The sequence below is a fragment of the Dyadobacter sp. AC419 genome (assembly GCF_979253085.1).
This window is the reverse complement of the sequence record NZ_CEEDCD010000024.1, coordinates 175,153-200,251: the sequence shown is the minus strand read 5'-3', so window position 1 is coordinate 200,251 and position 25,099 is coordinate 175,153. Positions and strand designations below refer to the sequence as shown.

Sequence of the window (25,099 nt, the reverse complement as noted above, 5' to 3'; positions counted from 1 at the left end):
TAAGGCCATATCTTATACTTCGATATCAATTAATTAGCCCATGAAAGTATCAAAAGAAGCAAAAGTCGGAATCATGGCAGTTTTCGCCATCGTAATGTTATATTTTGGCTTTCATATCCTCAAAGGCTCCGACGTTTTTTCAAGAACCCACAAATATTACGTGGTCTACGACAACATTGATGGACTTACTGCCTCAAACCCAGTGTTATTGAATGGTTTGAATGTGGGCAGGGTGCAAGAAATCAAATTACTGCAAAATCAGAAAAACCGGCTTTTGGTCGCCATTGACGTGCAAAAAGGCGTCATTGTCCCAGGCGGAACTGCGGCTATTCTGGCAGATGGCGGCCTTTTGGGAGGAAAAGTGATTAATCTTTCAGTTGGCACCGGCGCTCCATTGCAGGATGGTGATACGCTTGTATCCAAAAAAGAAGCTGGGATTTCCGCTGTTTTGCAGCAACAGGCTTTGCCTTTGGTTAATCACGCAGATTCATTGATCAAAAACCTGGACGTAGTTGTAATGGGATTTAAGGAAACGGGTTTGATATTGAACCAGGTTTTGAAAAATTACAATCAGACCGGAACAAATTTGCAAGGCTTATTGACAGAAAACCGCTCAAATCTGGTGGCATTAACATCGAATTTGAACAAACTTTCCACCTCACTTGTCGAAACCGAAAAAGAATTAAAACCGCTTCTTGCCAAAACAGGCACATTAGCAGACTCATTGAATGCATTGCGGCTTGGCGAAACGGTTCAGAATGCAAACCGGACGATCGGCGAGTTGCACACACTTTTGGCAAGTGTTGAATCAGGCAAGGGAACCGCTGGAAAGCTGATTAAGGATGAAACGCTTTACAATAACATTGACCGCACGGTGGTGAGCTTGAACAAGCTTTTGACCAATCTTCGCGAGCATCCGAAACGTTACATTAACATTTCTGTTTTTGGTAAAAAAGACAAAGGCCCGTCAGAATCACCACTGGACACCACAACGGTTATTAAATAGGTTTTAAGTCATTTTAAATAAAATTGAAGTCGTTTGCTTACGGGTAAACGACTTTTTATTTTTGAAAATAAACCTGACCTTACTCAGGCTAAGCATTATCTTACTTCATCAAACATGGCCAGCCAGGACAGCCTTCCGCAATTGTTACAGGTTCTCAACGAGAAATATGAACAGGTCAAACTCGGCGGAGGCCCGAAAAAAATCGAGGCTCAGCATAAGAAAGGAAAGCTTACTGCGCGGGAACGCATTGATTATCTGATTGATACCAACTCTTATTTCCTGGAAATCGGTGCATTTACTGCGGATGGCATGTATGCCGATGAAGGCGGTTGCCCTTCCGGCGGCGTTGTTGCCGGAATCGGTTATGTGTCCGGAAAACAATGTATGATCGTTGCTAATGATGCCACCGTGAAAGCCGGGGCGTGGTTTCCCATTGCGGCAAAAAAGAATTTGCGAGCGCAGGAAATTGCCATGGAAAACCGGTTGCCAGTCATTTATCTGGTCGATAGCGCGGGCGTTTATTTGCCCATGCAGGCGGAGGTTTTTGCTGATAAGGAGCATTTTGGAAGGATTTTCAGAAACAATGCACAAATGTCGGCAATGGGCATTGTCCAGATTTCGGCCATTATGGGCAGCTGCGTTGCGGGCGGGGCTTATTTGCCGATTATGTCCGACGAAGCATTCATTGTGGAAGGCACGGGCTCCGTTTATCTGGCAGGCCCTTATCTCGTGAAATCGTCCATTGGGGAAGACGTTGATTCTGAATCTTTGGGCGGCGCTGCCATGCATTGCGAAATCTCGGGCGTGACGGATAACAAGTTTCCCGACGACAAATCTTGTCTGGACGCCATTAAAAGACACATTGATAAAATAGGAAGGCCGCGTTCCGCAGGTTTTGACAAAAAACCATCCATTGCACCTAAGCGGCTTGCGGAGGAAATCTACACATTGCTGCCAACAGACCGTCTCAAACCTTACGACATGCGCCAGATCCTGGAATGCATTGTCGACGATTCTGAGCTGGACGAATATAAGCCCGATTACGGCAAAACATTGATTTGCGCCTATGCGCGTGTTGATGGCTGGGCAGTGGGAATTGTGGCCAATCAGCGTAAAATGGTGAAATCGGGCAAAGGGGAAATGCAAATGGGCGGTGTGATTTATGGCGAATCGGCTGATAAAGCTGCGCGATTCATCATGAATTGTAACCAGAAAAAAATCCCTTTGCTGTTTTTTCACGATGTCACAGGTTTCATGGTCGGAAGTCGAGCCGAGCAAGGCGGAATTATCAAAGACGGGGCAAAAATGGTGAATGCTGTGGCCAATTCTGTTGTTCCGAAATTCACATTTATTGTTGGAAACTCTTATGGAGCAGGCAATTATGCGATGTGCGGAAAAGCATATGACCCGAGATTGATATTTGCATGGCCCACCGCGCAAATGGCGGTGATGAGCGGAGCGACAGCAGCCAAAACACTTTTGCAAGTGCAAACCGCGACCCTCAAAGCCAAAGGCGAAACGATCACACCCGAAGCCGAAAAAGCATTGCTGGACGAAATCACCGACCGTTATAACCAGGAATTATCCCCTTACTACGCCGCGGCACGATTATGGGTCGATGGCATCATCGATCCGGTGGAAACCCGGAACATTATTTCTATTGGCATTGCAGCAGCAGATCAGGCTCCGATTGAAAAGCCTTTTAATGTGGGCGTAATGCAGGTTTGATTTACTAAACGTTAACTTTTATGTCTGAAAAAATAGCATTTCTGGGTCTTGGAAACCTGGGAACACCCATTGCCGAACGTCTTATCAATGCAGGTTATGAACTTACTGTCTGGAACAGGACGGCCTCAAAAGCGGATCTGCTGATTAAACTTGGCGCAAAGCTGGCCGAAAATCCAATCGACGCGATTGAAACCGGTGGGATCGTTGTTTCTGTGCTTGCCGATGACGCAGCGGTTGAAGAGATTTTTTCAATGGAACTGGTCGAAAAGCTTGGGAAAGGTGGCATACACATTTCGATGAGCACGATTTCTCCTGAAACTTCACGTCAGCTGAGCCAGATTCACGATTGGTATGAAGCCACTTACGTTGCTGCGCCCATTTTTGCCAGACCGGAAGCGGTTGTTGCGGGCGTAGGCAACATTGCGATTTCCGGAAAGGCGGAAGCAAGGGAAATTGCGAAGCCGATCCTGCAAAATTTTGTCAAAGGAATTTATGACTTCGGCGATGATCCCGGAGCGGCCAATGTGGTGAAGCTCGCCGGAAACTTTATGATTGCAGCAAGTTTGGAAATGATGGGTGAGGCCTTTACAATGGCGGAGAAAAACGGCATTTCGCGGCAAAGCATTTATGAAATGCTGACGCAAACAATATTTGCTGCGCCCATTTTTCAAAATTATGGGAAACTTGTTGCCAGTAATGTTTACGAACCGGTGGCATTCCGGCTGCCGCTTGGCTTGAAAGATATCAATCTGACATTGCAAACGGCGTCTAATGTAAATGTGCCGATGCCAATGGCCGATCTGGTCAGAAACCGTTTTATCTCAGCAATGGCAAAAGGGCGTGAAAATATGGACTGGGGCGCCCTGGCTATGGGGCCTTCGGACGATGCGGGATTATAAGACAACAAAAAAGGCTGCATATGCAGCCTTTTTCAAGTTTCAGCGGGATTATTAACTATTATTCTCGCTGAATTCAAGTAACATCTCATCAGTTATATTATTCTTCTCTTTGAAATCAGCAACGGTTTCAGTGAAAGAAGTATGAAGATCTTCCACTTGTTGCAGATTTTTGTAAACGCCATCATAAATCTCGTTAAGCGATTTATCCAGATTCTGAACGTTCACATTCATATTTTCAGTTTCGATCTGACCTATCTTCTTGATCACTGCAGTTTCACTGTTCTTTAAATCTTCGATTTCACGGAGAATTTTCTCCATGGTCTTGAACTTTTCGATCTTATCCATAAGTCTTTTATATAGTTTATGATATGGCTTAAAATATCATACCAACTGCTATACGTCACCGGTAAATTTTAGGGCTTTGTTCCTTTATCGGGAATGACAAAGAGAATTCTAACATGGGTTTGGTTCGCATTTCTTGCATTAACAGGACCAATTATAGCCGCTCAAACGGCCGAAAAAGTAACGTCCTGGAAAGGTTTTGAAAAGGTCACATTTACATTTGAAGACCGGGAAGCGTGGTTTGTAAAACCTAAAACGGCCATCGCCGGAAATCCCTGGGTGTGGCGCGCACATTTCCCAACCTGGCATACGGACATGGACAGCATTCTGCTTTCACGTGGTTTTCACATTGCCTATATCAATACAAATGATCTTTTTGCGCATCCCAAAGCGATGCAGGTTTGGGATAGATTTTATGATTATCTGGTCAATCAAAAGCAGTTTGCGCCCAAAGTTGCGCTCGAAGGTGTGAGTCGGGGCGGTTTATATGTGTATGGCTGGGCCAAGCGAAACCCGGATAAGGTGAGCTGCATTTATGCCGAGGCGCCTGTTTGCGATCCTAAAAGCTGGCCCGGTGGAAAAGGGAAGGGGCTGGGCTCCGAGAAGGATTGGGCAGCATGGCTCAAACTTTTCAATCTTTCAGAAGAAGAGGCAGCGAAATTCACGGATATTCCGGTCAATGATCTGGCAGGCCTGGCTTCGTTTAAAGTGCCGATTGTGCATGTGATTGGCTTAAATGACAAGCACGTTCCGGCTGAGGAAAACAGCGATTTATTGGTTAAAAACTACATGCAGCTCGGTGGCCCCGTCAGTGTTTATCCAATGACGCGCGGCGAACAGGAAATGGAAGGGCATCATTTTCCGATTGAGCATCCTGAATTCTTTGCCAATTTTATCGAGCAACACAGTGTTCCTGTTCGAAAAATGTTACCGCACCAGCCTTACATTCAGTTCAATAAAGGTTTGGGAAATGCTTTTGATAAATTCAGGAAAGAGAAAAAAGGAACTGTTGCTTTTTTGGGCGGTTCAATCACGCATAACCCAGGCTGGCGCGATAAAACAGCGCAATATTTTAAAGAGCATTTTCCGGAAACAGACTTCACATTCATTGCAGCTGGAATTCCGTCATTAGGCAGCACGCCGCATGCATTTCGTTTTGAACGGGATGTGCTGGCAAAAGGCACTCCGGATTTGCTGTTTCTGGAAGCCGCAGTCAATGACCGGGGAAATGGTTTTAGTGAAAAAGCACAAATTCGTGGTCTGGAAGGCATTACAAGGCATTTATATGCAAGCAATCCGCAGGCCAATGTTGTGTTAATGGCATTTGCAGAGCCAGCAAAAAACGCTGATTACGAAAAAGGAAAAGAGCCCGTTGAAGTTGCTGTGCACGAGCGTGTTGCCAAACATTATGGCGCCGCTTACATTAACCTGGCCCGGGAAGTTTACGACCGGATCCAGGCGAACGAATTTTCATGGAAGTATGATTTCAAAGATTTGCATCCGTCGCCTTACGGGCAGGAAGTCTACTTTCAAACCATAAAGGAATTGATTAAAATGGACACGTCAGTGGCGGTTAAAGCCACGCTTCCGGTGCCATTGGACAAGTTTTCTTACGAAAGGGAAGTTATCACGAGATTGCCGAAGCAAAAAACCTCAAAGGATTTTCACGCATTCCCGACTGGAAGCCCGCCGATAAGGTTTCAACCCGTCCCGGCTTTGTAAATGTTCCGATGCTCGTCGGAGAAGAAAGTAATGCTTCGCTGGATTTTGAATTCAAGGGAAGAGGCATCGGCATTGCCATCATCTCCGGTCCCGACGCAGGCAAAATCAGTTACACCATCGACGGCAAAAACCCCAAGTCACTCGACCTTTTCACACAATGGAGCAATCAGTTGCATTTACCGTGGTATCTGATGCTAGGCGACGAACTAACTTCCGGCAAGCACAAACTACATCTCAGCATTGCCCCCGATAAAAATCAAAAAAGCGCCGGAACTGCTTGCAGGATCGTTTATTTTTTAGTGAATGAATGATTTTATAGATTTGAAACTTGTATAATCTGATTTTTATTTCACACACTTAATTCTTGCGAACCGATGCCGGAGATTTCTCGTTTTTTTGGAATAGTGATTTATATGTATTTCAAAGATCATTTGCCACCTCATTTTCATGCGGAGTATGGTGATCAAGAAGCACAATTTTCTATTGAAACAGGTAATATAATTGTTGGCGATTTGCCTAGAAAGCAAATAAGACTGATCCAGGCCTGGGTTGAGCTCTATCGAGAAGACTTGGTCATTAATTATCAGGAGTCACAGAAGGACAACGGCCAATTTCGCAAAATCAAACCTTTGCAGTAATGAATCCTAGGGTGAAAGAAATATTATCAATTGAACCGTTTGTTATCAAAGCTTTGTGGAGTGATGATAAGGTCAGGATTATTGATTTTGGCTCTTTTCTTGCTGAGTATTTCGAAAAAGGGCAAAGCGTTTATTATAAAATACTCAATAAGGACCGATTTTTGGAAGCCAAGACCGATGGTCGGACGATTTACTGGGACAATGTTTCCGAAATGATTGATTATGACGGCAAAGTAATTCCTTCACCACTTGATTTTTGTCCGGATGTTTTGTTTCAGCAATCGGTGTTGGTTGGTTGACTTAATCCAAACGTCTTAACCGAGATTTCGGTTGTTTTGAATCAATAAACTAAGTCATAACTTAGATGAGATAAATTGAATCGCCCATGAGCAAAAATGATCTAAAAACGAGCCTTCATGCGCTTATAGACAGCATTGAAGACTCTACGGTTTTACAGGCCTATCTGATTTTGCTTTCTCGGGAGGCTCAGTCACATGAAGATTTTTGGCATAATGTTGATGACCAGACCAAGTCTGCAATTAATCAGGGAATAGCTGATTTTGCTTCTGGCAGGGATTCTGATTTCTTCGATTATATGAAATCGTCCCATGGCATTGAACGTTAGGTTATCTGATCGCGCCAGGGCTGATATTGAAGATATTTCAAATTATTTAGCAGAAAATTTCTCTGAAAAATCTAAGATAGATTTCCTGATCAGGTTGACTGACCAAATGAAATTGATCAGTGAAATGCCACTTATGTTTAGAGCATCTGCAACCAAGGTCGGCGTGAAGAATGTGTGTTGAATAAACACACGATCATCTACTATCAGGTCACAGCTGAGCGCATTCAAATTTTGACGATCAGAAACACAAATCGAGATAATGCGTGATCACTTCGAAGTCTGCGTGGTGTAGGTGCTTTCGAAGATTTTGTCGGCGTTTGCTGCTTCGAAACCGTCACGGCGGTGCTTTCTGGAAATTTCGGCTGGTGGCAGGTTTAAGAATTGAGGTAGGACTTTCCGTTCAGCGAATTCTACGTAGGAGCCGGAAATTTCTAAATGCTCACTGGATGCGAACTCTGCATTGATCATTTGCGCGACCGTTGCGCTTTGCAACAAGCCGCCATCCGGACTAACCTTAATTTTTCCTCCCGAAGTATTTAACCGGATCCCATTCTTTTCTAAAAAATCATTAAACGCAGCAACTGTGTTATAACCTTCCGGCAGGTTATGAACGCTGATAGTGAAATGGTTAAGGTAATATCTGTTATAAATCACCCAGGCAGCATATTCACTTTTCCTGCAAAAGTGCCTTATAATCCGAGACAGCGGGCGTCCGCCATAATGGTCGATGTAAAAATGCATCGACTTCCAGGCCATTATCCAGATCGAGCGCGTCAACAGGATCGCTCGTTACTTCATCCGTATAACTCCTGATGATTCGCTGGCTTTCGTCGGATAAGTCATTTACCCGAAGTTCACTAACAAAAATCCGCGGATCAGTTTCACGCGGCGGACTATACCACCATGCGTCGAGCTTCTTTCCTTCAAAAAAGTAATGATCCCGTTTTTGGTAACCATAATGCAGGAATATCTTTTCAAACGACTGCACGCCTAAGTGAGGAACGCCCATTGTTCTGAATGCAATGTGGTCATTCTCAATATGGTCCGGGCTCCCGACAATGCCGTCTGAAACCATCGCCTCCAGAATAATGCTAACGTCCGGAACGCGTTCCTTATAACGACGCATCAACCCGTCCAGCACAATGTCAAGCTTTGCAAGTTTGTTTGATAGACCCATAATCGTTTTTCTTCTTAACCTTTTGACAGTTCTGCTGACCTAACCTGCGCTGCTATAATGCCGTTTTTCAATGTCTCATCCAGTTGGCCGGCTTCGAACTGCCTTAATGCTGCCTCGGTCGTTCCGCCTTTTGAAGCAACGGCTTTAATCAGTTCATCCAAAGATTTGTCCGCCGTGTTGATCAAATGAAATGATCCGAGCATCGTTTGTTTTACCAATAATGCAGCCACAGATTCTTCAAAGCCCATTTGTTTACCCGCTTCGATCATGGCTTTTACCACATAAAAGAAATAAGCAGGCCCGCTTCCGCTCAATGCGGTCACGGCATTCAACTGTTCCTCATCTTCCAAAAACACCGAGCGTCCCGTCGCGTTGATCAGGTTTTCGATTTTTCTCAACTGATTTATATCCACTTCCGGCGATGCAGAATAAGCAGTAATGCCCATTCCAAGCATTGCAGGCGTATTTGGCATAGCCCGAATTACGGCTTTATGATCAAGGGCGTTTTGTATAATTTCAATGGTAACACCCGCCATAATGGACAATATCACCTGATTTGGCTTTACAACTTCACGCAGCGCCTGCGAAACGGAAGTGAAATCCTGCGGCTTAACAGACAAAATGATCAGGTCATATTCACCGATCTGCGGCCCGATGACGCCGGAAATAACGCCTGGCTGAAACGCATTCAAACTTTCCATGCGGTCTTCACTCTTTTCGACCAATAGAAAGTCTTCCTTTTTTACAAGATCAAATTTCAGGAAAGCGCGTGCGAATGCCATTCCCATATTGCCGCAGCCGATAATTGCAATTTTCATTTTGAGGATAAGTATTTGTAACGTAAGCTTTGAACGAATTACGTAACTTTTATACAATTATCGGCTTCGTTAAAACAAATTGTAAAATTTCGGCTGGAATGAATTGTGATAGCGCCATGTTTGAAAACATATGCCGTTATTGCACCGACCAAATCAAGGAATTCGGAAATCGCCATCGCCTTGGCAATTATGTTTTGCCAAAGTAACTTTTGACAAGCATATATTTTGAAAAATTGGTATAATACATTTTTTTAAAGCCTGGAAATTTCTTGGCGACCAAATCTAACAAAGACTATTGTAATACTTCAATTATGGCTATAAAAGTTGCTATTTCTCATAAAACAAAATACCAGTTTGACCGCAGTGTTTCGCTTTCACCACATATTTTCCGGCTTCGTCCGGCGCCGCATTCCAGAACTGCCATTGAAGGTTACTCATTAAAGATTTCTCCCGAAAACCATTTTATAAACTGGCAGCAGGACCCTTTCGGCAACTACCAGGCACGCGTTGTGTTTCCCGAGAAAACTACGGAATTGAGCGTGGAAGTGGAGGTGATCGCTAAAATGCAGGTCATTAATCCGTTCGATTTCTTTGTGGAAGAATATGCGGAAATGTATCCGTTTTCGTACGAACAGACATTAAAAAAAGAGCTCGGCCCTTATCTCGAACCAAGAGAAGCAGGGCCGGCTTTAATGGAATGGGTCGAGAAAGCGAAGGTTAACCGTGACATTAAGATCGTTGACTTCCTGGTTCATCTTAACCAGCAGATTTACAATGCAGTACATTACAACATCCGCATGGAGGTGGGTGTGCAAACCTGTGAGGAAACGCTGAACATTCAAAGCGGTTCGTGCCGTGATTCTGCGTGGCTGCTGGTGCAGATTCTGAGACATTTAGGCATTGCTTCGCGCTTTGTTTCGGGTTATCTGGTGCAGCTTACATCGGACATTAAATCGCTCGACGGGCCGTCTGGTCCTGAGGAAGATTTTACGGATCTGCATGCCTGGACGGAGGCGTATGTTCCGGGTGCAGGCTGGATTGGTTTGGACCCGACTTCCGGACTTTTCGCCAGCGAAGGTCACATTCCATTATGCTGCACGCCCGATTACGCCAGCGCGGCGCCGGTTTCGGGGGCGACGGACATTTGCGAGGTTACATTTGAATTTGATAACAAAGTTTTCCGGATTCACGAAGATCCACGGGTTACGAAACCATACACGGAAGAACAATGGAATGCTGTGATGCAGGTGGGTTATGACGTGGAAAAGGATTTGCAGGAAGGTGATGTGCGCCTGACAATGGGTGGCGAGCCAACATTCATTTCAATCGATGATTTTGAATCGCCAGAGTGGAATACGGCAGCCGACGGACCTTTGAAGCGACAATTGGCCTATGATCTTGCATTGAGGCTTAAAAAACGCTTTGCCCACGGCGGACTTTTACATTTTGGTCAAGGAAAATGGTATCCGGGCGAGCCATTTCCGCGCTGGCAATATGCGCTTTACTGGCGCAATGATGGCGTTCCCATGTGGCGCAATGATGATCTGGTAACCAAAGAAGGACAAACGAAATATACATTCAGAGAAGCGGAGCTTTTTACAACGGAGCTTACGAAATATCTGGGTCTGGACGTCAATAACATTACGCCTGCTTACGAAGATCCAATTTATTGGGCAATGGAAGAAGGGAAATTGCCCGTCAATGTTGATCCGTTAAAGGTTAATCTCAAAGATTCTATTGAAAGAAGGACTTTGGCCAAATTATTGGAAAAAGGGCTTAATAACCCCGCTGGCTTTGTTTTGCCCGTCAAATGGAATGAAAAAGGCAAGCATTGGTCGAGCTCAGCATGGCAGTTTAAGCGTAATCATTGCTTTCTGATTCCAGGTAATTCTGCGATCGGATTCAGGCTGCCGTTGAAATCGTTGCCGGAAGTTGCGAAAACGCACCGTGAGCAGCCGGTTGAGCGGAGCCCGTTTGAAGATTTGCCACCATTAATGGATTTCAAACCGTTTGTTGAATCGCGTTATGGTTCCGTTGCTCCGCCTTATGAGCTTCCGGTGAATGCCATTTATGAGGAAGACGAAGAAGAAGACACGCGAACGAAAGAGCAGAAAGATGCCGATGCTAAATTGCTGTTTGAGATCCCGATCATTAAAACAGCCCTTTGCGTAGAAGAGCGCGATGGCATTATTTACATCTATTTGCCGCCAACAGATTATCTGGAGCATTATCTGGATTTGATGGCTTCGATTGAGGCCACTGCGGAAAAATTGCAAATGCCGGTCCGCATTGAAGGTTATGCCGCTCCGTCAGATCACCGCGTTCAGAAACTGATCGTCACGCCGGATCCCGGCGTTATTGAAGTGAATATTCATCCGGCTAAAAACTGGCAGGAACTGGTTGATAACATTAGTGCACTTTACGAAGAGGCATTCTTTTCGAGGTTAGGAACGGATAAATTCATGGTTGATGGCCGTCACACGGGAACAGGAGGCGGCAACCACGTCACCATTGGCGGAGCCAAACCTGCCGACAGCCCCATTTTACGCCGTCCTGATTTGCTAAGGAGCTTGCTGACTTACTGGCAACATCACCCTGCACTGAGTTACTTGTTTGCCGGTCCGTTCATTGGTCCTACGAGCCAGGCGCCGCGCATTGATGAAGGCCGGGATGAACGGCTTTATGAAGTTGAAATTGCATTTGAACAAATCCCCGAGGGAGAAGAAGTGCCATTCTGGATGGTGGACCGCATTTTCAGGAATTTGCTGGTGGACATTACCGGGAACACGCACCGCTCGGAATTCTGTATGGATAAGCTTTATTCGCCAGATTCTGCAACGGGCCAGCTCGGGATTCTGGAATTCCGTGCATTTGATATGCCCCCGCACAAGCATATGAACCTCGTTCAAACATTGCTCGTAAGAGCATTGATCGCGAAGTTTTGGAAAAATCCTTACAAGCACAAGCTCATTCGCTGGGGAACCGAATTGCACGACCGTTTCCTGCTTCCTCACTTCGCTTATCTGGATATGGTGGATGTGGTGAATGATTTGAAGGACGCTGGTTATAACTTCGACATTTCATGGTTTGACCCATTCTTTGAATTTCGTTTTCCACATTATGGCGGCATTACGGTTGACAACATTCAGCTTGATCTCCGTCTTGGCATTGAGCCGTGGCACGTTTTGGGCGAAGAATTGTCCAACAGCGGCACAGCTCGTTTTGTAGATTCCTCATTGGAACGCTTACAGGTGAAAGTGAGCGGATTTGTGGAAGGAAGGCATATTTTGGTTTGTAATGGCTGCCGTGTTCCGCTCCGGAGCTCAGGCATAAAAGGAGAATATGTTTCCGGGATCCGTTACAAAGCCTGGAACCCGCCGTCTGCATTGCACCCGACAATCGGAGCTGATGCGCCGCTGGTTTTTGATATTGTGGATACCTGGAATAACCGTATCTTGGGCGGTTGTACTTATTTCGTTTCCCATCCCGGCGGACGCAGTTTTGACACTTATCCGGTGAATAGTTTTGAGGCAGAATCGCGGAAAATAAGTCTGTTCCAAGGGTTTGGTCACACACCGTCTGCGAAACAGGAAGTTCCTATTTTGGAAAAATCAACGGGAAGTGTGTCGCGGTTCATCGCTGAGACTAAAAAGGAAATGAAAAGTGACACGCCGATTGAATTAATCAATCCGGAGTATCCAAATACGCTGGATTTACGTAAATACTGGAAATCGAAATAGATTCCGGCAAAACCCTATTCATTGAATTATGCTTACCGAGGCTTCCGTAAATCTCTTACAATCCTATCAGAGCGGGCTCAGCTCGTATGACGAAGTGCTGGATTCGAACGGGAGGATAAAGCCTTACTGGGAAGCGCTTTTTTCAAAATTGGAAAAACTGGGGCTGGACGAGCTGAAAAGCCGCAACCAGGAAGTGATCAGTAAGCTCAGGGAAAACGGGGTTACTTATAATGTTTACGGAACGCCCGACGGCCTCAACCGTCCCTGGCAGCTGGACCCGATCCCTTTTTGATTGAGCAAAAAGAATGGAACGGCATTGCAAAAGGCCTGGAACAACGCGCAATCCTGCTCGATCTGATTTTGAAAGACCTTTACGGGCCGAGAAATCTGGTCAAAGACGGCATTATTCCGGCCGAGCTGGTTTTTGATAACACCGGCTTTTTCCGTCCCTGCATCGACATTAAGCTTCCTGCCAGCAAACAATTGACGCTTTTTGCTGCTGATATTGCGCGCGGACCGGACGGACAAATGTGGGTTGTCGATAACCGCACCCAAGCGCCTTCCGGATCTGGTTATACATTGGAAAATAGGGTGGTAATGAGCAAGCTGCTTCCTGAACTTGCTGAGGGAATGTTTGTTAGCAAGCTCTCGCCTTATTTTAACAGTTTACAAAACACCGTTTTAAAAATATCCGATAAAAGCAAAGACGCGCCCAACATTGTTTATCTCACGCCCGGGCCCAATAACGAAGCTTATTTTGAGCACGCTTATCTGGCTTCCTATCTGGGTTACACGCTTGCACAAGGCGATGATTTGCTTGTTCGGAATGGCTCTGTTTGGCTAAAATCAATTGATGGTTTACAAAAAGTGGACGTCATCCTTCGCCGCATCGACGACGACTGGTGCGATCCGTTGGAACTTCGCGAAGATTCAAGATTGGGTGTTCCGGGATTGCTTCAAGCGATTCGGCTAGGCAATGTGCAGGTGCTGAACCCGCCCGGAACGAGCATTTTGGAAAATCATGCTTTTCACGCCTTTATGGGCAACATTAGCAACTATTTTTTGGGTGAAAAGCTGCTGATGCCATCGGTGGCCACGTGGTGGTGCGGTCATGTGAAAGAGCTGAATTACGTGCTGGATCACATTGATGAGCTGATAATCAAGAAAGCCAACCGGAAAACGAGATTCAAGTCGATATATGGCAGGTTACTGAGTTCGGCTGAAAAAGCAGATCTGAAAAAAATGATCTTGCAGCGGCCGCACGAGTTTATAGCCCAGCAGGAAGTGAGCTTATCTACAACGCCGTCTTTCGTAAATGGCAACATTGAGCCGCGATATGCAGCTTTGCGGGCATTTATGGTGGCCGATGAGAATGGTTATCACGTCATGCAAGGCGGCTTGACAAGGAGTTCGGCGGTTAAGGATCGTTTTGTGATTTCCAATCAAAATGGCGGATTATCCAAAGACACGTGGATTGTGTCGGATAAAACGGAAGACATTCAGGAGAAAATCGTGCTTACTTCGCCCATTTCGGTTAATAAGCACGTTTCGCTGCCCAGCCGCAGCGCTGAAAACCTTTTCTGGATCGGGCGTTATTGCGAGCGTACGATGGCGGTGATCAAGTTTATGAACATTACCATCAATGTGCTCAATCTCGACAGAAACTTCGGGGGCTCAGCCAAGCAGGAGCACATTAAGATCTTGCTGCAATCGCTTACGCATCTTTCCTCGACATATCCCGGTTTCTTAGACGAAGAAGATCCTTTGTCGGATCCGTATCATGAAATTATCGACCTCATTTCCAACACGGACAGGCCAGGAACCATTGCGGCGAATATTGGATCGTTTTTAAATGCAGTAGGAGCGGTCAGGAACCAGTGGGACCAGGAAATATGGCGGATTGTGGACCTGATCGACAACGGTTTTCACGAGATCCGCAATGCGTCTTCGATGAACAATAATAACATTCAGAAGACGCTGGACGGTCTTTTTAATAACATGTTTACATTCTTAGGCGTAATCGCCGAAAGCATGCCTCGGGACAACAGCTTTTTGTTGCTCGAAACCGGAAAGCTGATTGAAAGGATCTTGTCGCGTATCAGCGTAATCCAGTCCAATTTTGGTGTTAAAAATGCGCCCGGCGTTGAGAATGAGCTGATTGAGGCGACATTGATCAACCATCATTTGCTCGTTAATTATCGTCAGATCTATAAGTCGCATTTGAGTGTGGAAGCGATGCTGGATATGGTTTTGTTGGAAAAAACATTGCCTTACTCGCTCGTTTACATGCTGGACGAATTGAAAAGCAACATTGGGAAATTGCCGGTCACAACTCGGGGCGAAAGGCTTAATGATGCGCAGAAATATGTTTTGAAAGCCTCAACATTAATTAAGCTGGCTAATGTGCAGGATTTAAGCAAATGTAGGGCTGGTTTTGAAAGAAAAGAATTGTTTGACCTGCTTTCAGAAGTTTCGAGGCTGATCAGCTCCGTTTCTGTGAATCTGACCAACATGTATTTCAGCCACACGCTGATGCATCATTCATTTTTTGAACCAGTGGATTACGACACGGATGAAATATAAACTGATCCATAAAACAGAATATAAATACGCCGAGGCTGTAAACAATTATCACAGTCTGCTATGCTTGGCACCGCGTTCGCTGCCTAATCAGCTTTGTAAGGACTTTACGATCAATGTTTCTCCGCAGCCATCGCAGATTGTTGCGCGCACTGATTTTTACGGAAATACAACGCATTATTTCTCATTACATTCTCCGCATAAGACGCTTACGGTGCTTACAACCGCAACGGTGGAGCGCCTTGAAGATCCAACCGGACAGCTGTTTTCGCCTTCCGAAATCACTTGTCAGTCAGCGCGCCAACGTTTGACGGGCGACAGGGCACTGAAAATCTCACTTCTGGAATATATGCTGCCCAGCCCGTCTGTAAAATGGGACCAGGAAATCAGGAATTATGCGGCAGATTGTTTTCAGGAAAATCTCCCCCTTTATGATTGCGTAAAAGCGCTTTGCCAGAAGATATATACAGAATTCGATTTCGTTCCTGATTTTACGACGGTTAACACGCCCATTAAGGAAGTGCTGGCTGCGAAAAAGGGCGTTTGTCAGGACTTTTCACATCTGGCCATTGCCTGCATCCGCAGTTTTGGGTTTGCTGCACGATATGTAAGCGGATATCTGGAAACATTGCCTCCGCCCGGGAAGCAGAAATTACAAGGCTCAGACGCATCGCACGCGTGGATCTCGGTTTACATTCCCGATTATGGCTGGTGCGATTTTGATCCGACAAACAACATTGTCCCCGGCGAGCGCCACATTGTGACTGCCTGGGGCCGTGATTATACGGATGTGCCGCCTTTGAAGGGCATAATTTTCAGTTATGGAAAACATACGCTTTCTGTGGAAGTGGATGTGATTCCGGTGTGAAGAATAGTTCAGGTAAAGCATTTGAGAATTGGCCTCCTTTCTCTAATTTTACCAGATCATTTTGAAATAAGTATACAAAACGTCTTTTAATGTAACCGTTTACCGTAAATCCACGAAATAGCATGGACAAGCGATGGTTTCCTTCTAAGAATTAAATATTATAACATTACGAATGAAAGAATTAGCATTCAGAGATGCCATTCGCGACGCCATGTCGGAAGAGATGCGCCTTGACAAGAGTATTTTTCTAATGGGAGAGGAAGTTGCAGAATACAACGGCGCCTATAAAGCAAGTCAGGGAATGTTGGACGAATTCGGTCCCGAGCGCGTAATCGATACGCCAATTGCAGAGCTTGGCTTTGCGGGGATCGCGGTAGGAGCAGCCGGAAACGGACTTCGCCCGATCGTTGAATTCATGACTTTCAACTTTTCTCTGGTTGCAATTGATCAGATCATTAACAGCGCTGCCAAGATTCTTTCAATGTCTGGCGGACAATATGGCTGTCCGATCGTTTTTCGCGGACCCACTGGGAATGCAGGACAGCTTGGTGCACAGCATTCTCAAAACTTCGAGAACTGGTTTGCCAACACGCCTGGTCTGAAAGTGGTTGTTCCTTCCAATCCATATGATGCAAAAGGCCTTCTGAAATCATCTATCCGTGACAATAACCCGGTTATTTTCATGGAATCGGAGGTGATGTACGGAGACAAAATGCAGGTTCCTGAGGAAGAATATCTGATTCCATTGGGCAAAGCAGATGTGAAGCGTCAGGGAAAAGATGTTACCATTGTTTCTTTTGGTAAAATGATTCCGCGGGTGGTTATGCCGGCCGTTCTGCAATTGGAAAAAGAAGGCATCGATGTGGAAGTTGTGGATTTGAGAACAGTCCGTCCGATCGACTATCCAGCTGTTATTGAATCCGTTAAGAAAACAAACCGTTGCGTGGTTGTAGAAGAGGCCTGGCCGCTTGCTTCCATTTCAACAGAAATTACATATCACATTCAGCGTCATGCATTTGACTATATGGATGCACCGGTGATCCGTGTTACAAACCGCGATGTGCCGCTTCCATATGCACCAACATTGATCGAGGAGATCTTGCCAAGTGTTAAGCGTGTTGTTGAAGCAGTAAAGTCAGTGCTTTACAAGTAAGCAGATCATTAAAGAGACAAAGCCATTTCCTGTTCCGGGTAGTGGCTTTGTTGGGTTAAGGTGCCTGATGTCACCCTAAGTTAAATTTTTTTGAGCGGAAGCTTGTTGTATTAAAATATTCCAAAATAGGCAGAATACTAGTACTTTTGTACTTTGAAACGCTCCTTAATATAGATTTACAAATCAATTAAGATTATGCAAGAAGAACGCACAAGATATTCAGAGGAAGAACTTAGGGAATTTGAAGAACTCATTCGTGGAAAATTGGAAGCGACAATGAGTGAGCTTAATTATATCAAAGGGGGTTTAAGTAAAAAAAATGACAGCGGAACGGACATTACAGCCGGCTCTGCCAAACTTGTAGAAGACGGCGCTGACGCAAGCGAGCGTGAAAACCTAAGCCAGCTGGCAGCCAGATTGCAGAAATATTCAATTCAATTGGAAAATGCATTGGTTCGCATCAAAAACGGCACATACGGCATCTGCATCGACACAGGAAAACTTATCCCAAAAGAAAGATTAAGGATCGTTCCACATACACAACAAACCATCGAAGCCAAGCTAAGAAGAGCAAGCTAAGCAGTTAAATATTTTAAAAAAGCGACAAGTGGTCTGAGGATTGCTTGTCGCTTTTTTGTTACTTGAAATCGTGCCGTTGCCTGTTAACTGGATTCCAGTAAATTTACATAGGCCTTAACATTAGATTATGCAGAAACCTGACAAGCCTAATATTCCTTCAAGATTGCTTTGGGAGTTTGACTATGAAAATTTTGACTTTAAAAGGTCCTATAAGATCGTCATTGAGCGAATCCTGGAACGTGGGACTCTGGACAACTGGCGGGAAATGATCCAATTCTATTCAAAAAGCCAAATTTTGGAAACCATTGAATGGTCTTCGCAAATGGAGGAAAAAGACAAGCGCTTTTCCAGATTATTTATCAACTCGGATTTTGTAAATGTTATATAAAGATCCATTTATAATTGATCCTGAAACATTCCGTCTGATTCAGCAAATCCAGGCTATTCCTGAACTTAGTAAGTTTTATTTAGTTGGAGGAACTTCACTTGCCTTGCAGATCGGACATCGGAACTCAATTGATATTGATCTCTTCACCAATGAGCCTTTCGACACTGATGAAGTGATTGATTATCAACTCCGGCAAGCGATTAAAGGACTTTGTGGACATCTATTTCCTGCTCGAACATTTCAGTTTGAATGAAATGATCCGGTTTTTCGAGATAAAATATCCTCATATGAATGCAGTAATCGCATTGAAATCATTGTCTTATTTTGAAGACATTGATCCCGACATGGATCCGCCTAAATTGAGAGTAAAACTGCCATTATCAAAGATCAAGCAAAGAATTGAACAGGCAATTACCAATGGAAAAGGTCGTTTTTGACAACCTAACCTTCCTCTTCCGTCCCTAAAACCTCCCGAAAAACTTGCATTAGGCCGTCTGAGGGTTCCTGGCCTTTGTTTTTGGTTTTGAAATATTCCTGGAAAAGCTTTTCCATGCTTAGCGAAAGGTCGATTTCAGAGGTTGTGGTTGCAAGCTCACTCTTTTTGATTTGGGGAATGATCTGGATAATGCCTGAATGCGCTTCGTTCAGCCGTTTTTTATCTGCGGCTTCAAGATAATTGTCTGAAATGATCGTCAGCTCTATCAAATCTTCGCTGTGCTCGCCGAGCCATGCAATTGCATTATCAATGTTATCAAAGCTCTTTCTGCGCAGCTTTTTGCCTTTCATCAATTCAATCGGGCGATAAGAAACCAACTTTCCAGCTTCTGCCTCAATCAAAACCACATATTTGCTCTGATTAGACTCGGAAAAGCTGTACGCCAGCGGACTGCTTGAATAAATTGAGGGTGCCGGACTTTTGTCAACAACGTGATAACGATGCAAATGTCCGAGCGCAATGTAATGGACTTTGCTGGGGAAATTCTCAGTGTAAATGGCCTGTGCGCCGCCTATATGCAGGATCGGTCGTTCTTCTTCTGGCTCTTCCGTAACGGGCTCACCTTTTTTCATCACAAATAAATGCGCCATCAACAGGTTAAACCCTTTGTCGTCCAAATATGCGTCAGCGAGCTCTTGCCAATGTTTTTGCAAATGAATGCGAAGCGCTTCTTCTGAATCCTCGACGCCGAGGAATGTCTTAAGCCGCTGTTCATTGGCATAAGGCGTGTGTAAAATCCGGAGCGGGAAAGTTGAATTCGGAAGCTCGATTTCTATAAATCCTTTTGCCGTCCGCAGCATGTCAACTTTGGCTTGCGTGCAGAATTGCGAGATTTCTGTATTGGGAAAACCAACGAAAACAATTCCGCAAACTTTCGCCAATGCATCCGGAACCTGAATGCGCTCCGGAGAATCGTGATTTCCGGCAATGGCTATGACCGCCCGGCTTCCGTTCGCCGAAAGTCGATGTAACGTGCTGTATAAAAGCTCAGTAGCTTCGGAAGATGGATTAAAATTATCAAACAGATCACCCGCTACAACAACGGCATCGACGTTTTCGTGTTCTGCAATTTCACAGATTTCCTGCAAGACAAGTCGTTGTTCTTCGAGCCTTGAGTAATTGTCGAGCTTTTTGCCAATGTGCCAGTCAGCGGTGTGGAGGATTTTCATTTTGTGTGATTAATTTAGCGAAAATAACATTTCATCCGGTAAGTATTGAAACATTCAGCTGAGACATTAGTGCGTAATTTCATTCCAAAATGCATTTTCCTGCTTATTGGCGTGTCAATGATGCAATGTCTGCCGGATTCAGAAACAAGTGAAAAAGCGGGCGTTGCCATTTCTTTTGATGATCATTTTATAGACGAATGGTTTGCATTAAGGCCCATGTTTCAGCAATACGGCGCAAAAGTCACATTCTTCATCACTTGTCCGGATAGTCTTACAGCCGATGAAATTGCTAAACTGAAACAGCTGCAAAGCGATGGCCACGAAATTGGTTTTCACGGAACCATTCATGGCAAATCAACCGAACTGATCGCTGCGGGTCCTGAAAAATATAAGGAAATTGAATTGACGCCTGGACTGTTGCACATGGCCAAAGCGGGATTTAAACCCACATCCTACGCGCATCCGGGCGGGAATCACAATGAGCAGGTCGATTCGGTTTTATTGGCAAGCGGCTTCAAAATCCTGCGTGACGTTGCCATTTCAAAACGCAAGTACAAAGGCTTTCAATTGTATGAGCTTGCCCCCGGCTTATGCCCTGGATTTATTATGATTTTGATAATGAGCGCATTGTAGATGCATTGCTTATTGATGAAGATGCGCAATTAGCGCCGGAATCCATGACGAATGCATTAGCAAAAGCGAAAAGCTCCAATACGGCAATCATGCTTTTTGGCCATGAACCATTGTATGGAAAGCCGAAAAACGGTGAATATGGATTTGATGTGCGTTTTTTGGAGCAAATATTAAAAGAGGCGAAGCGGCAAAACCTGAAATTCTACACCATGTCTGAATTGCCGGACACAAACTAACATTATCTCCCGAAACGCTTGTCTTTGTAAGCCAGCAACGGTTTTTCGAAGTAGGAAAAGGAAAGCGAAGCCACGGCAACCGAACCTACGAATGTGATCACATATAAGCCAATGTGATAAGATGTTCCATTCCAGTCGGGTAAATATTTGTTCAATACATTGATAATAAGCACAATGACGAACACGTGGTAAATGTAGAGTCCGTAAGAAATTTTTCCCAGGTGATTCATAACCGCATTATTTAAGCTGATGACCGTGTTGGGGTTGCACGACACATTCAGGATAAAAAAGGCAAAGAAAAGTGCGTAGATTTCCAGAAAGCCATAAACGTGAATGCCTGACAGGAACAATGCCGCAAGCAATGTGTAAACGACAATTTGGAGATCTTTCCGGAAAATGACTTGCAGGATCTGCGTTTTTTCATTGTAAACGAGCCACGCGCATAACCCGCCCAGCGCCATCGTCTGAATTCTGAATTGGCCTAAAAACGTGGAAATCATGGTGCTTTTGGTACCCTCGTCAACATTGACATAATGCAGACCGATGAACAAAATGGCAGCGGTGATGCCCAGGAAAAGCAAAATAATAGGAATGCGCTTTTTCGGATATTTGATCAGCCACGGCCACAAATAATAAAACTGCTCTTCAACGCCAATAGACCAGGTTTGTGCACACCAATAAGGCAGATCATAAAGCACAAATGCGAAGTTTGGTAAAACCAATAACAGCAATGTAAGCCGCTCAGCTGCATGCACAGACAACTTTTCGTCCGTTCCGGGATAATTTAACAGCTCAATGTGTGGGAAAACGAAAAACGAAAGTCCAATGATGAGAAAGTAAATGGGCCATATTCTAAAAACCCTTCGCAGATAAAACTTTTTCGCGTCCACATCCCCAAAACGACCGCGCTCTTCAAGCAATAAATAAGTGATCAGAAAACCGCTTAATACGAAGAAAAGCCCGACGCCGAGCCGGCCTGCATGCTGAATGATCGGAAGTTCGTAAAGATTGGCAATTCCCAAAGCATGCTTTGCTTGTTCCAAATGATGAAAAACAACCAGTAGGGCAGCAATGCACCGGATTCCGTTGAGGTTTGGGAAGTAACGCTTTTTTTCCACTTATGCTAAGCTCGATTTCTTTTGACCGATTATTGAAACCAAGCCATCCATTTGCCCTGAACTTTCATAACCTGCTCGATCAGGTCGCGGACAGCGCCGTGGCCGCCGTTTTTTGGAGAAATGTAATCTGATAATGCAAGAATTTCATCCACCGAATCTGCCGGGCAAGCGCTCAGCACATTGGTTTTCATGACTTCGTAATCAGGCAAGTCGTCGCCCATAAAAACGATTTCATCTTCGGTCAGATTGGTTTCTGCAAGATATTTTTTAAAGATCGGCAGCTTTCCGTCGGGTGAAGTTCCGATGAAAATGTCGCTTACGCCCAGATATTCAAGCCTTTTGCGAACGCCCATTTGATTTTGTGCTGAAATGATCGCAACTCGGTAACCCATTTTTATAGCACGATTGATGCCATAACCGTCTTTCACATTAAAACTTCGCGGTTGCTCGCCTGATTCCAGAGCGATCACGCTGCCGTCTGTCATGACGCCGTCAATGTCAAAAATGAATGTGGTTATGCGTTTAAAGCGGTCAATTAATGCTGGATCCATGAAATTCAAAATAATGAAGTGCGCAAATATAGCCTAACTTTTCAGGAGACAGCGCCGGTTTCTATTATTTTGAAATATAGAAGTTGCGGATCTTGTCGGTCATCAGCCTGTAAATTTCTGTCCAGTCCTCATTGGTTTCCTGCAGATATTCCAAATGCCGGTTGGTCGTTTTCCAGTCGCCGCGGCGCGCGGGGCCCGTTTGGCCAAGTGCAGGATCATTTGAGACAAGCGCTTTGTAAATAGTGGTTTGAATGAGCGGTTTCAGCAAATCGAAGTTCAGCTGTTCGCGCTCCAGCATATTTTGCGAAACGGTTAGCATATAATTGGTAAAGTTACTCGCGAAAACCGCCGCCACATGCAGAATGAAGCGTTCATCGGAATCCATGCGGCTTACATTGTCACTAACACTTTGTGCAAGTTGAATGAGCTTATTTTCAATGAGTTCTGTTTTAGATTCAATGCAGAAAGGCAGCTCTTTATAATCCATTTCAATGCCTTTGGTAAAAGTCTGAAGTGGATAAAATACGCCGGTGTGCACATAAACGTCGCTGTAAATCTCAACCAGATTTTGAAATTCAGCCAAAGATCTGGTTCCTGACGTGTGGACAAGGATAACGCCTTCGGGGAGCACAATTCGTTCGATCACACTTTCCAATGCATCGTCAGAAACAGCGATAACGATCACATCTGCTTCGCTGTCTGAGAAATTAAGGTCGGGCTGAATGTTTGTGTCGTAAAGGGAGGAAGCCAGTTGACGGGCTTTTTGTGTGTCGCGGCTGTAAACTTCGCAAATCCAATGACCGGCATCTTCAAAGGCCTGGGCAAGATGCCAGGCCACATTTCCGGAACCAACAAAGGAGATTTTCATGCAGAAAACGTTATAACTGCCCTAATATATGGCATAAAGTTAATTTCGCAAATCAGTTAACGAGCGGTGCAGTTTGCGCTGCACTGGTTACGCCATCTGGCAATTCCATAATGCGCAGGTTACGGAAATGGATTTCAGCGCCTTCGGCTTCGAGACAGATGTAGCCTCTTTTTCTTTCAGAGTTGCGCAATCCGTTCACAAACTTGCCATTAACGGAGAGCTTAACCGTTCCATCCACGCACACGACGACATATTTATTCCATTCGCCCTTTCCTTTGGCGCGTTTTTCAATGGATTTGCTTCGGATTCCGCGTGGATTATCTGGAATGGCCGTCATGCCCATGGTCGGGAAAAGCTCGCCATGCACGTAATCTTCCGTTGCATTATGCTGTCTCGCGTAATCGAGTTCGAGCATTTGCACTTCAATGGCTTTGGTTAGCGGATCGTTTTCCTGCGGCGTGCCTTCACTCCATATAAAGATGCCCGAATTCCCACCCGCTTCCATATGCTTCCATTCCACTTCCAAAATGAAGTTTTCATATTGCCGGTCCGACCGCATGACGCCAATTGGTTTTCCTGAACAAATGAGCGTCCCGTTTTTCACCTTCCAGGTTTCCTTCGAAGTGTTCACATCGACCCAGCCATTCAGATTTTTACCATTAAAAAGTGGCCGGAATGCTAATGTTTCTGATTCCTGCGCAATGCTTTTACAAAACATAGAGACAGCCAGGAAAAGGCCCAGAAATGCTGAAAAGGATCTTTTGGTCAATTCGTTTTTCATAGGGCAAATGTTAAATCTCAATGAAACAGGTTTGGGAGCGTTGCAATATCGCAATTCTTCGGAAGCCGTAACTATCTTTGCCGAAGTTGACTTTTAAATCAATTTCTCACACTAAAAACATTAAAATGCTTCGAATGAAACTTCTTTACCCGTTTGTAGTTGCGGTAATCCTGTTAGCAACATTAAAAGGTCATTGTCAAACCCAATCTCAGGCAAGCGCCGTCATTGATGTAGGAAGTGGTTTTAGCAATGACAAGTCATGGGCGCCCTCTGTATTATATTATGAACAAGTGAGCTTGAACCGTGTGCCGTGGTTCCGTTTCGGGCTGGGCATCAGGGCATGGGGCTATTACGCAGATCGCACAAATCTTTACACCAAAACCGATTCCCCGCAGGATTATCTTGAATATGGCAAAGTTTCCGCCAATGGTTTGAGTTTTGTAATCGGTGCAAATCTCCATTTCTGGAAAATTGATCTGGGCGTTAATACGGATTTGATAGGAGCGTCTTTCGGGTCAAAACGAAGCGGTTACTATGAAAAAGCGACGAATACGCCGGGCACGGGAGCGACTAATTACAATAAATGGCTGACGACTTCACCCGTAATCTTCAATGCGGCACCATTGTTTCTGGAAAATTACAATGGACAGTCCGAAGCCTATGCAAGGTTCTATCTCAGCAGATGGATTGGCGTTAAGGTTGGCTATTTATATGGCCACATTGCTTATCGCACCAGGAACAAGGACGACAGCAAAGTTTTCCTCGACAACAATCAGCGACGCTTTTCGCAAAATTATGGCATGCCGTATGCGGCGGTTAGTTTTCCTTTGTTTCAATAAGCATTAAGAAAATGCAAATACGCGCTGATTCCCCGCAGCGGCGTGAAATTTCACAAACATACTTGTTATTCAATTTGTTAAACTCTATATTTGCACTCCCATTTTGCGATGGGACTGTCTTGTTACAGTGTAATTTATTGAAAAT

28 protein-coding genes and 1 pseudogene are annotated in these 25,099 nt (G+C 44.8%); 21 read left to right on the top strand and 8 right to left on the bottom strand.

All coding sequences use genetic code 11. The annotated features are described in order from the left end of the window. Positions 1–40: 40 nt before the first annotated feature. The 3 genes from AC0IYG_RS23175 (at position 41) to AC0IYG_RS23165 (ending at position 3,633) form a co-directional block, all read left to right on the top strand. On the top strand, positions 41–1,006 hold the full coding sequence (locus AC0IYG_RS23175; RefSeq protein ID WP_471713444.1) for an MlaD family protein: 966 nt from the start codon (positions 41–43) through the stop codon (positions 1,004–1,006). A 114-nt stretch (positions 1,007–1,120) separates the two neighbouring features. Next, a complete protein-coding gene (locus AC0IYG_RS23170) occupies positions 1,121–2,734 on the top strand; it encodes an acyl-CoA carboxylase subunit beta (RefSeq protein ID WP_471713443.1) in 1,614 nt (537 codons plus the stop codon). Positions 2,735–2,754: 20 nt separating this feature from the next. After that, on the top strand, positions 2,755–3,633 hold the full coding sequence (locus AC0IYG_RS23165) for an NAD(P)-dependent oxidoreductase (protein WP_471713442.1): 879 nt from the start codon (positions 2,755–2,757) through the stop codon (positions 3,631–3,633). A gap of 51 nt (positions 3,634–3,684) precedes the next feature. Here the strand turns inward: AC0IYG_RS23165 and AC0IYG_RS23160 are convergent, their stop codons facing one another. Next, complete coding sequence (locus AC0IYG_RS23160; protein WP_471713441.1) at positions 3,685–3,978, bottom strand: hypothetical protein; 294 nt, start codon at positions 3,976–3,978, stop codon at positions 3,685–3,687. A 93-nt stretch (positions 3,979–4,071) separates the two neighbouring features. On the opposite strand from AC0IYG_RS23160, the gene AC0IYG_RS23155 reads away from it, so the two are divergent. From AC0IYG_RS23155 to AC0IYG_RS23130, 6 genes are all read left to right on the top strand, one after another. Next, entirely contained in the window at positions 4,072–5,697 is a 1,626-nt protein-coding gene (locus AC0IYG_RS23155) for an SGNH/GDSL hydrolase family protein (protein ID WP_471713440.1), read from the top strand. Between the two features lie 8 nt (positions 5,698–5,705). Continuing rightward, entirely contained in the window at positions 5,706–6,008 is a 303-nt protein-coding gene (locus AC0IYG_RS23150) for a hypothetical protein (RefSeq protein WP_471713439.1), read from the top strand. Between the two features lie 63 nt (positions 6,009–6,071). Continuing rightward, positions 6,072–6,335, top strand: coding sequence for a DUF4160 domain-containing protein (locus AC0IYG_RS23145; RefSeq protein WP_471713438.1), 264 nt, complete (start codon positions 6,072–6,074; stop codon positions 6,333–6,335). An 11-nt stretch (positions 6,336–6,346) separates the two neighbouring features. Continuing rightward, positions 6,347–6,634: a hypothetical protein gene (locus tag AC0IYG_RS23140; protein WP_471713437.1), complete on the top strand. Its 288-nt coding sequence runs from the start codon at positions 6,347–6,349 to the stop codon at positions 6,632–6,634. Between the two features lie 86 nt (positions 6,635–6,720). Beyond that, positions 6,721–6,960, top strand: a complete 240-nt coding sequence (locus AC0IYG_RS23135) for a hypothetical protein (protein ID WP_471713436.1) — start codon at positions 6,721–6,723, stop codon at positions 6,958–6,960. Then, positions 6,944–7,141: a type II toxin-antitoxin system RelE/ParE family toxin gene (locus AC0IYG_RS23130; RefSeq protein WP_471713435.1), complete on the top strand. Its 198-nt coding sequence runs from the start codon at positions 6,944–6,946 to the stop codon at positions 7,139–7,141. The genes AC0IYG_RS23135 and AC0IYG_RS23130 overlap by 17 nt, the downstream gene beginning before the upstream one ends. A gap of 86 nt (positions 7,142–7,227) precedes the next feature. Here the strand turns inward: AC0IYG_RS23130 and AC0IYG_RS23125 are convergent. Both AC0IYG_RS23125 and proC read right to left on the bottom strand, forming a co-directional pair. Then, positions 7,228–8,137, bottom strand: a pseudogene (locus AC0IYG_RS23125) (2-oxoadipate dioxygenase/decarboxylase family protein). 14 nt (positions 8,138–8,151) lie between these two features. Then, a complete protein-coding gene (proC, locus tag AC0IYG_RS23120; RefSeq protein ID WP_471713434.1) occupies positions 8,152–8,955 on the bottom strand; it encodes a pyrroline-5-carboxylate reductase in 804 nt (267 codons plus the stop codon). A 311-nt stretch (positions 8,956–9,266) separates the two neighbouring features. On the opposite strand from proC, the gene AC0IYG_RS23115 reads away from it, so the two are divergent. The 9 genes from AC0IYG_RS23115 (at position 9,267) to AC0IYG_RS23075 (ending at position 18,700) form a co-directional block, all read left to right on the top strand. Further along, positions 9,267–12,695 (top strand): transglutaminase family protein, encoded by a 3,429-nt coding sequence (locus AC0IYG_RS23115; protein ID WP_471713433.1) that lies wholly within the window; start codon positions 9,267–9,269, stop codon positions 12,693–12,695. Positions 12,696–12,723: 28 nt separating this feature from the next. After that, the gene (locus AC0IYG_RS23110; protein WP_471713432.1) at positions 12,724–12,987 is read left to right on the top strand and encodes a hypothetical protein; all 264 of its coding nucleotides are present in this window, start codon (positions 12,724–12,726) and stop codon (positions 12,985–12,987) included. Continuing rightward, on the top strand, positions 12,984–15,278 hold the full coding sequence (locus tag AC0IYG_RS23105; RefSeq protein WP_471713431.1) for a circularly permuted type 2 ATP-grasp protein: 2,295 nt from the start codon (positions 12,984–12,986) through the stop codon (positions 15,276–15,278). Before AC0IYG_RS23110 ends, AC0IYG_RS23105 begins: the two co-directional genes overlap by 4 nt. Continuing rightward, complete coding sequence (locus AC0IYG_RS23100; protein WP_471713430.1) at positions 15,268–16,143, top strand: transglutaminase family protein; 876 nt, start codon at positions 15,268–15,270, stop codon at positions 16,141–16,143. Before AC0IYG_RS23105 ends, AC0IYG_RS23100 begins: the two co-directional genes overlap by 11 nt. A gap of 172 nt (positions 16,144–16,315) precedes the next feature. Next, positions 16,316–17,296, top strand: coding sequence for a pyruvate dehydrogenase complex E1 component subunit beta (locus tag AC0IYG_RS23095; RefSeq protein ID WP_471713429.1), 981 nt, complete (start codon positions 16,316–16,318; stop codon positions 17,294–17,296). 192 nt (positions 17,297–17,488) lie between these two features. Beyond that, on the top strand, positions 17,489–17,875 hold the full coding sequence (locus tag AC0IYG_RS23090; protein WP_233854227.1) for a TraR/DksA family transcriptional regulator: 387 nt from the start codon (positions 17,489–17,491) through the stop codon (positions 17,873–17,875). 127 nt (positions 17,876–18,002) lie between these two features. After that, on the top strand, positions 18,003–18,263 hold the full coding sequence (locus AC0IYG_RS23085; protein ID WP_471713428.1) for a DUF6922 domain-containing protein: 261 nt from the start codon (positions 18,003–18,005) through the stop codon (positions 18,261–18,263). Beyond that, positions 18,253–18,516 (top strand): nucleotidyl transferase AbiEii/AbiGii toxin family protein, encoded by a 264-nt coding sequence (locus AC0IYG_RS23080; protein ID WP_471713427.1) that lies wholly within the window; start codon positions 18,253–18,255, stop codon positions 18,514–18,516. The genes AC0IYG_RS23085 and AC0IYG_RS23080 overlap by 11 nt, the downstream gene beginning before the upstream one ends. Positions 18,517–18,550: 34 nt before the next feature. Next, complete coding sequence (locus tag AC0IYG_RS23075) at positions 18,551–18,700, top strand: hypothetical protein (RefSeq protein WP_471713426.1); 150 nt, start codon at positions 18,551–18,553, stop codon at positions 18,698–18,700. Between the two features lie 4 nt (positions 18,701–18,704). Here AC0IYG_RS23075 and AC0IYG_RS23070 read toward each other — a convergent pair whose 3' ends face one another. Then, on the bottom strand, positions 18,705–19,928 hold the full coding sequence (locus tag AC0IYG_RS23070; RefSeq protein ID WP_471713425.1) for a metallophosphoesterase family protein: 1,224 nt from the start codon (positions 19,926–19,928) through the stop codon (positions 18,705–18,707). Between the two features lie 69 nt (positions 19,929–19,997). Here AC0IYG_RS23070 and AC0IYG_RS23065 point away from each other — a divergent pair, with 69 nt between their 5' ends. Together AC0IYG_RS23065 and AC0IYG_RS23060 are read left to right on the top strand one after the other, a co-directional pair. Next, a complete protein-coding gene (locus AC0IYG_RS23065; protein ID WP_471713424.1) occupies positions 19,998–20,561 on the top strand; it encodes a polysaccharide deacetylase family protein in 564 nt (187 codons plus the stop codon). Beyond that, positions 20,519–20,797, top strand: coding sequence for a hypothetical protein (locus AC0IYG_RS23060; protein ID WP_471713423.1), 279 nt, complete (start codon positions 20,519–20,521; stop codon positions 20,795–20,797). The genes AC0IYG_RS23065 and AC0IYG_RS23060 overlap by 43 nt, the downstream gene beginning before the upstream one ends. Positions 20,798–20,799: 2 nt before the next feature. Here the strand turns inward: AC0IYG_RS23060 and AC0IYG_RS23055 are convergent, their stop codons facing one another. The 4 genes from AC0IYG_RS23055 to AC0IYG_RS23040 form a co-directional block, all read right to left on the bottom strand. Then, a complete protein-coding gene (locus AC0IYG_RS23055; RefSeq protein ID WP_471713422.1) occupies positions 20,800–21,915 on the bottom strand; it encodes an acyltransferase family protein in 1,116 nt (371 codons plus the stop codon). A 29-nt stretch (positions 21,916–21,944) separates the two neighbouring features. Beyond that, positions 21,945–22,466 carry a KdsC family phosphatase gene (locus AC0IYG_RS23050; protein ID WP_471713421.1) on the bottom strand — a complete coding sequence of 174 codons (522 nt, stop codon included), beginning with the start codon at positions 22,464–22,466 and terminating at the stop codon, positions 21,945–21,947. 64 nt (positions 22,467–22,530) lie between these two features. Continuing rightward, positions 22,531–23,334, bottom strand: a complete 804-nt coding sequence (locus tag AC0IYG_RS23045; protein ID WP_471713420.1) for a Rossmann-like and DUF2520 domain-containing protein — start codon at positions 23,332–23,334, stop codon at positions 22,531–22,533. A 52-nt stretch (positions 23,335–23,386) separates the two neighbouring features. Then, positions 23,387–24,115, bottom strand: a complete 729-nt coding sequence (locus tag AC0IYG_RS23040) for a 3-keto-disaccharide hydrolase (RefSeq protein WP_471713419.1) — start codon at positions 24,113–24,115, stop codon at positions 23,387–23,389. A gap of 134 nt (positions 24,116–24,249) precedes the next feature. On the opposite strand from AC0IYG_RS23040, the gene AC0IYG_RS23035 reads away from it, so the two are divergent. Continuing rightward, positions 24,250–24,954: a hypothetical protein gene (locus AC0IYG_RS23035; RefSeq protein WP_471713417.1), complete on the top strand. Its 705-nt coding sequence runs from the start codon at positions 24,250–24,252 to the stop codon at positions 24,952–24,954. The last annotated feature ends 145 nt before the right edge of the window (positions 24,955–25,099 follow it).

Bases quoted from the DNA above. Each gene is read 5' to 3' on its own strand.
- AC0IYG_RS23175 (WP_471713444.1), top strand. From the start codon at position 41: ATGAAAGTATCAAAAGAAGCAAAAGTCGGAATCATGGCAGTTTTCGCC.
- AC0IYG_RS23170 (WP_471713443.1), top strand. From the start codon at position 1,121: ATGGCCAGCCAGGACAGCCTTCCGCAATTGTTACAGGTTCTCAACGAG.
- AC0IYG_RS23165 (WP_471713442.1), top strand. From the start codon at position 2,755: ATGTCTGAAAAAATAGCATTTCTGGGTCTTGGAAACCTGGGAACACCC.
- AC0IYG_RS23160 (WP_471713441.1), bottom strand. From the start codon at position 3,978: ATGGATAAGATCGAAAAGTTCAAGACCATGGAGAAAATTCTCCGTGAA.
- AC0IYG_RS23155 (WP_471713440.1), top strand. From the start codon at position 4,072: ATGACAAAGAGAATTCTAACATGGGTTTGGTTCGCATTTCTTGCATTA.
- AC0IYG_RS23150 (WP_471713439.1), top strand. From the start codon at position 5,706: ATGCTCGTCGGAGAAGAAAGTAATGCTTCGCTGGATTTTGAATTCAAG.
- AC0IYG_RS23145 (WP_471713438.1), top strand. From the start codon at position 6,072: ATGCCGGAGATTTCTCGTTTTTTTGGAATAGTGATTTATATGTATTTC.
- AC0IYG_RS23135 (WP_471713436.1), top strand. From the start codon at position 6,721: ATGAGCAAAAATGATCTAAAAACGAGCCTTCATGCGCTTATAGACAGC.
- AC0IYG_RS23130 (WP_471713435.1), top strand. From the start codon at position 6,944: ATGGCATTGAACGTTAGGTTATCTGATCGCGCCAGGGCTGATATTGAA.
- proC (WP_471713434.1), bottom strand. From the start codon at position 8,955: ATGAAAATTGCAATTATCGGCTGCGGCAATATGGGAATGGCATTCGCA.
- AC0IYG_RS23115 (WP_471713433.1), top strand. From the start codon at position 9,267: ATGGCTATAAAAGTTGCTATTTCTCATAAAACAAAATACCAGTTTGAC.
- AC0IYG_RS23110 (WP_471713432.1), top strand. From the start codon at position 12,724: ATGCTTACCGAGGCTTCCGTAAATCTCTTACAATCCTATCAGAGCGGG.
- AC0IYG_RS23100 (WP_471713430.1), top strand. From the start codon at position 15,268: ATGAAATATAAACTGATCCATAAAACAGAATATAAATACGCCGAGGCT.
- AC0IYG_RS23095 (WP_471713429.1), top strand. From the start codon at position 16,316: ATGAAAGAATTAGCATTCAGAGATGCCATTCGCGACGCCATGTCGGAA.
- AC0IYG_RS23085 (WP_471713428.1), top strand. From the start codon at position 18,003: ATGCAGAAACCTGACAAGCCTAATATTCCTTCAAGATTGCTTTGGGAG.
- AC0IYG_RS23080 (WP_471713427.1), top strand. From the start codon at position 18,253: ATGTTATATAAAGATCCATTTATAATTGATCCTGAAACATTCCGTCTG.
- AC0IYG_RS23075 (WP_471713426.1), top strand. From the start codon at position 18,551: ATGAATGCAGTAATCGCATTGAAATCATTGTCTTATTTTGAAGACATT.
- AC0IYG_RS23070 (WP_471713425.1), bottom strand. From the start codon at position 19,928: ATGAAAATCCTCCACACCGCTGACTGGCACATTGGCAAAAAGCTCGAC.
- AC0IYG_RS23060 (WP_471713423.1), top strand. From the start codon at position 20,519: ATGCCCTGGATTTATTATGATTTTGATAATGAGCGCATTGTAGATGCA.
- AC0IYG_RS23050 (WP_471713421.1), bottom strand. From the start codon at position 22,466: ATGGATCCAGCATTAATTGACCGCTTTAAACGCATAACCACATTCATT.
- AC0IYG_RS23045 (WP_471713420.1), bottom strand. From the start codon at position 23,334: ATGAAAATCTCCTTTGTTGGTTCCGGAAATGTGGCCTGGCATCTTGCC.
- AC0IYG_RS23040 (WP_471713419.1), bottom strand. From the start codon at position 24,115: ATGAAAAACGAATTGACCAAAAGATCCTTTTCAGCATTTCTGGGCCTT.
- AC0IYG_RS23035 (WP_471713417.1), top strand. From the start codon at position 24,250: ATGAAACTTCTTTACCCGTTTGTAGTTGCGGTAATCCTGTTAGCAACA.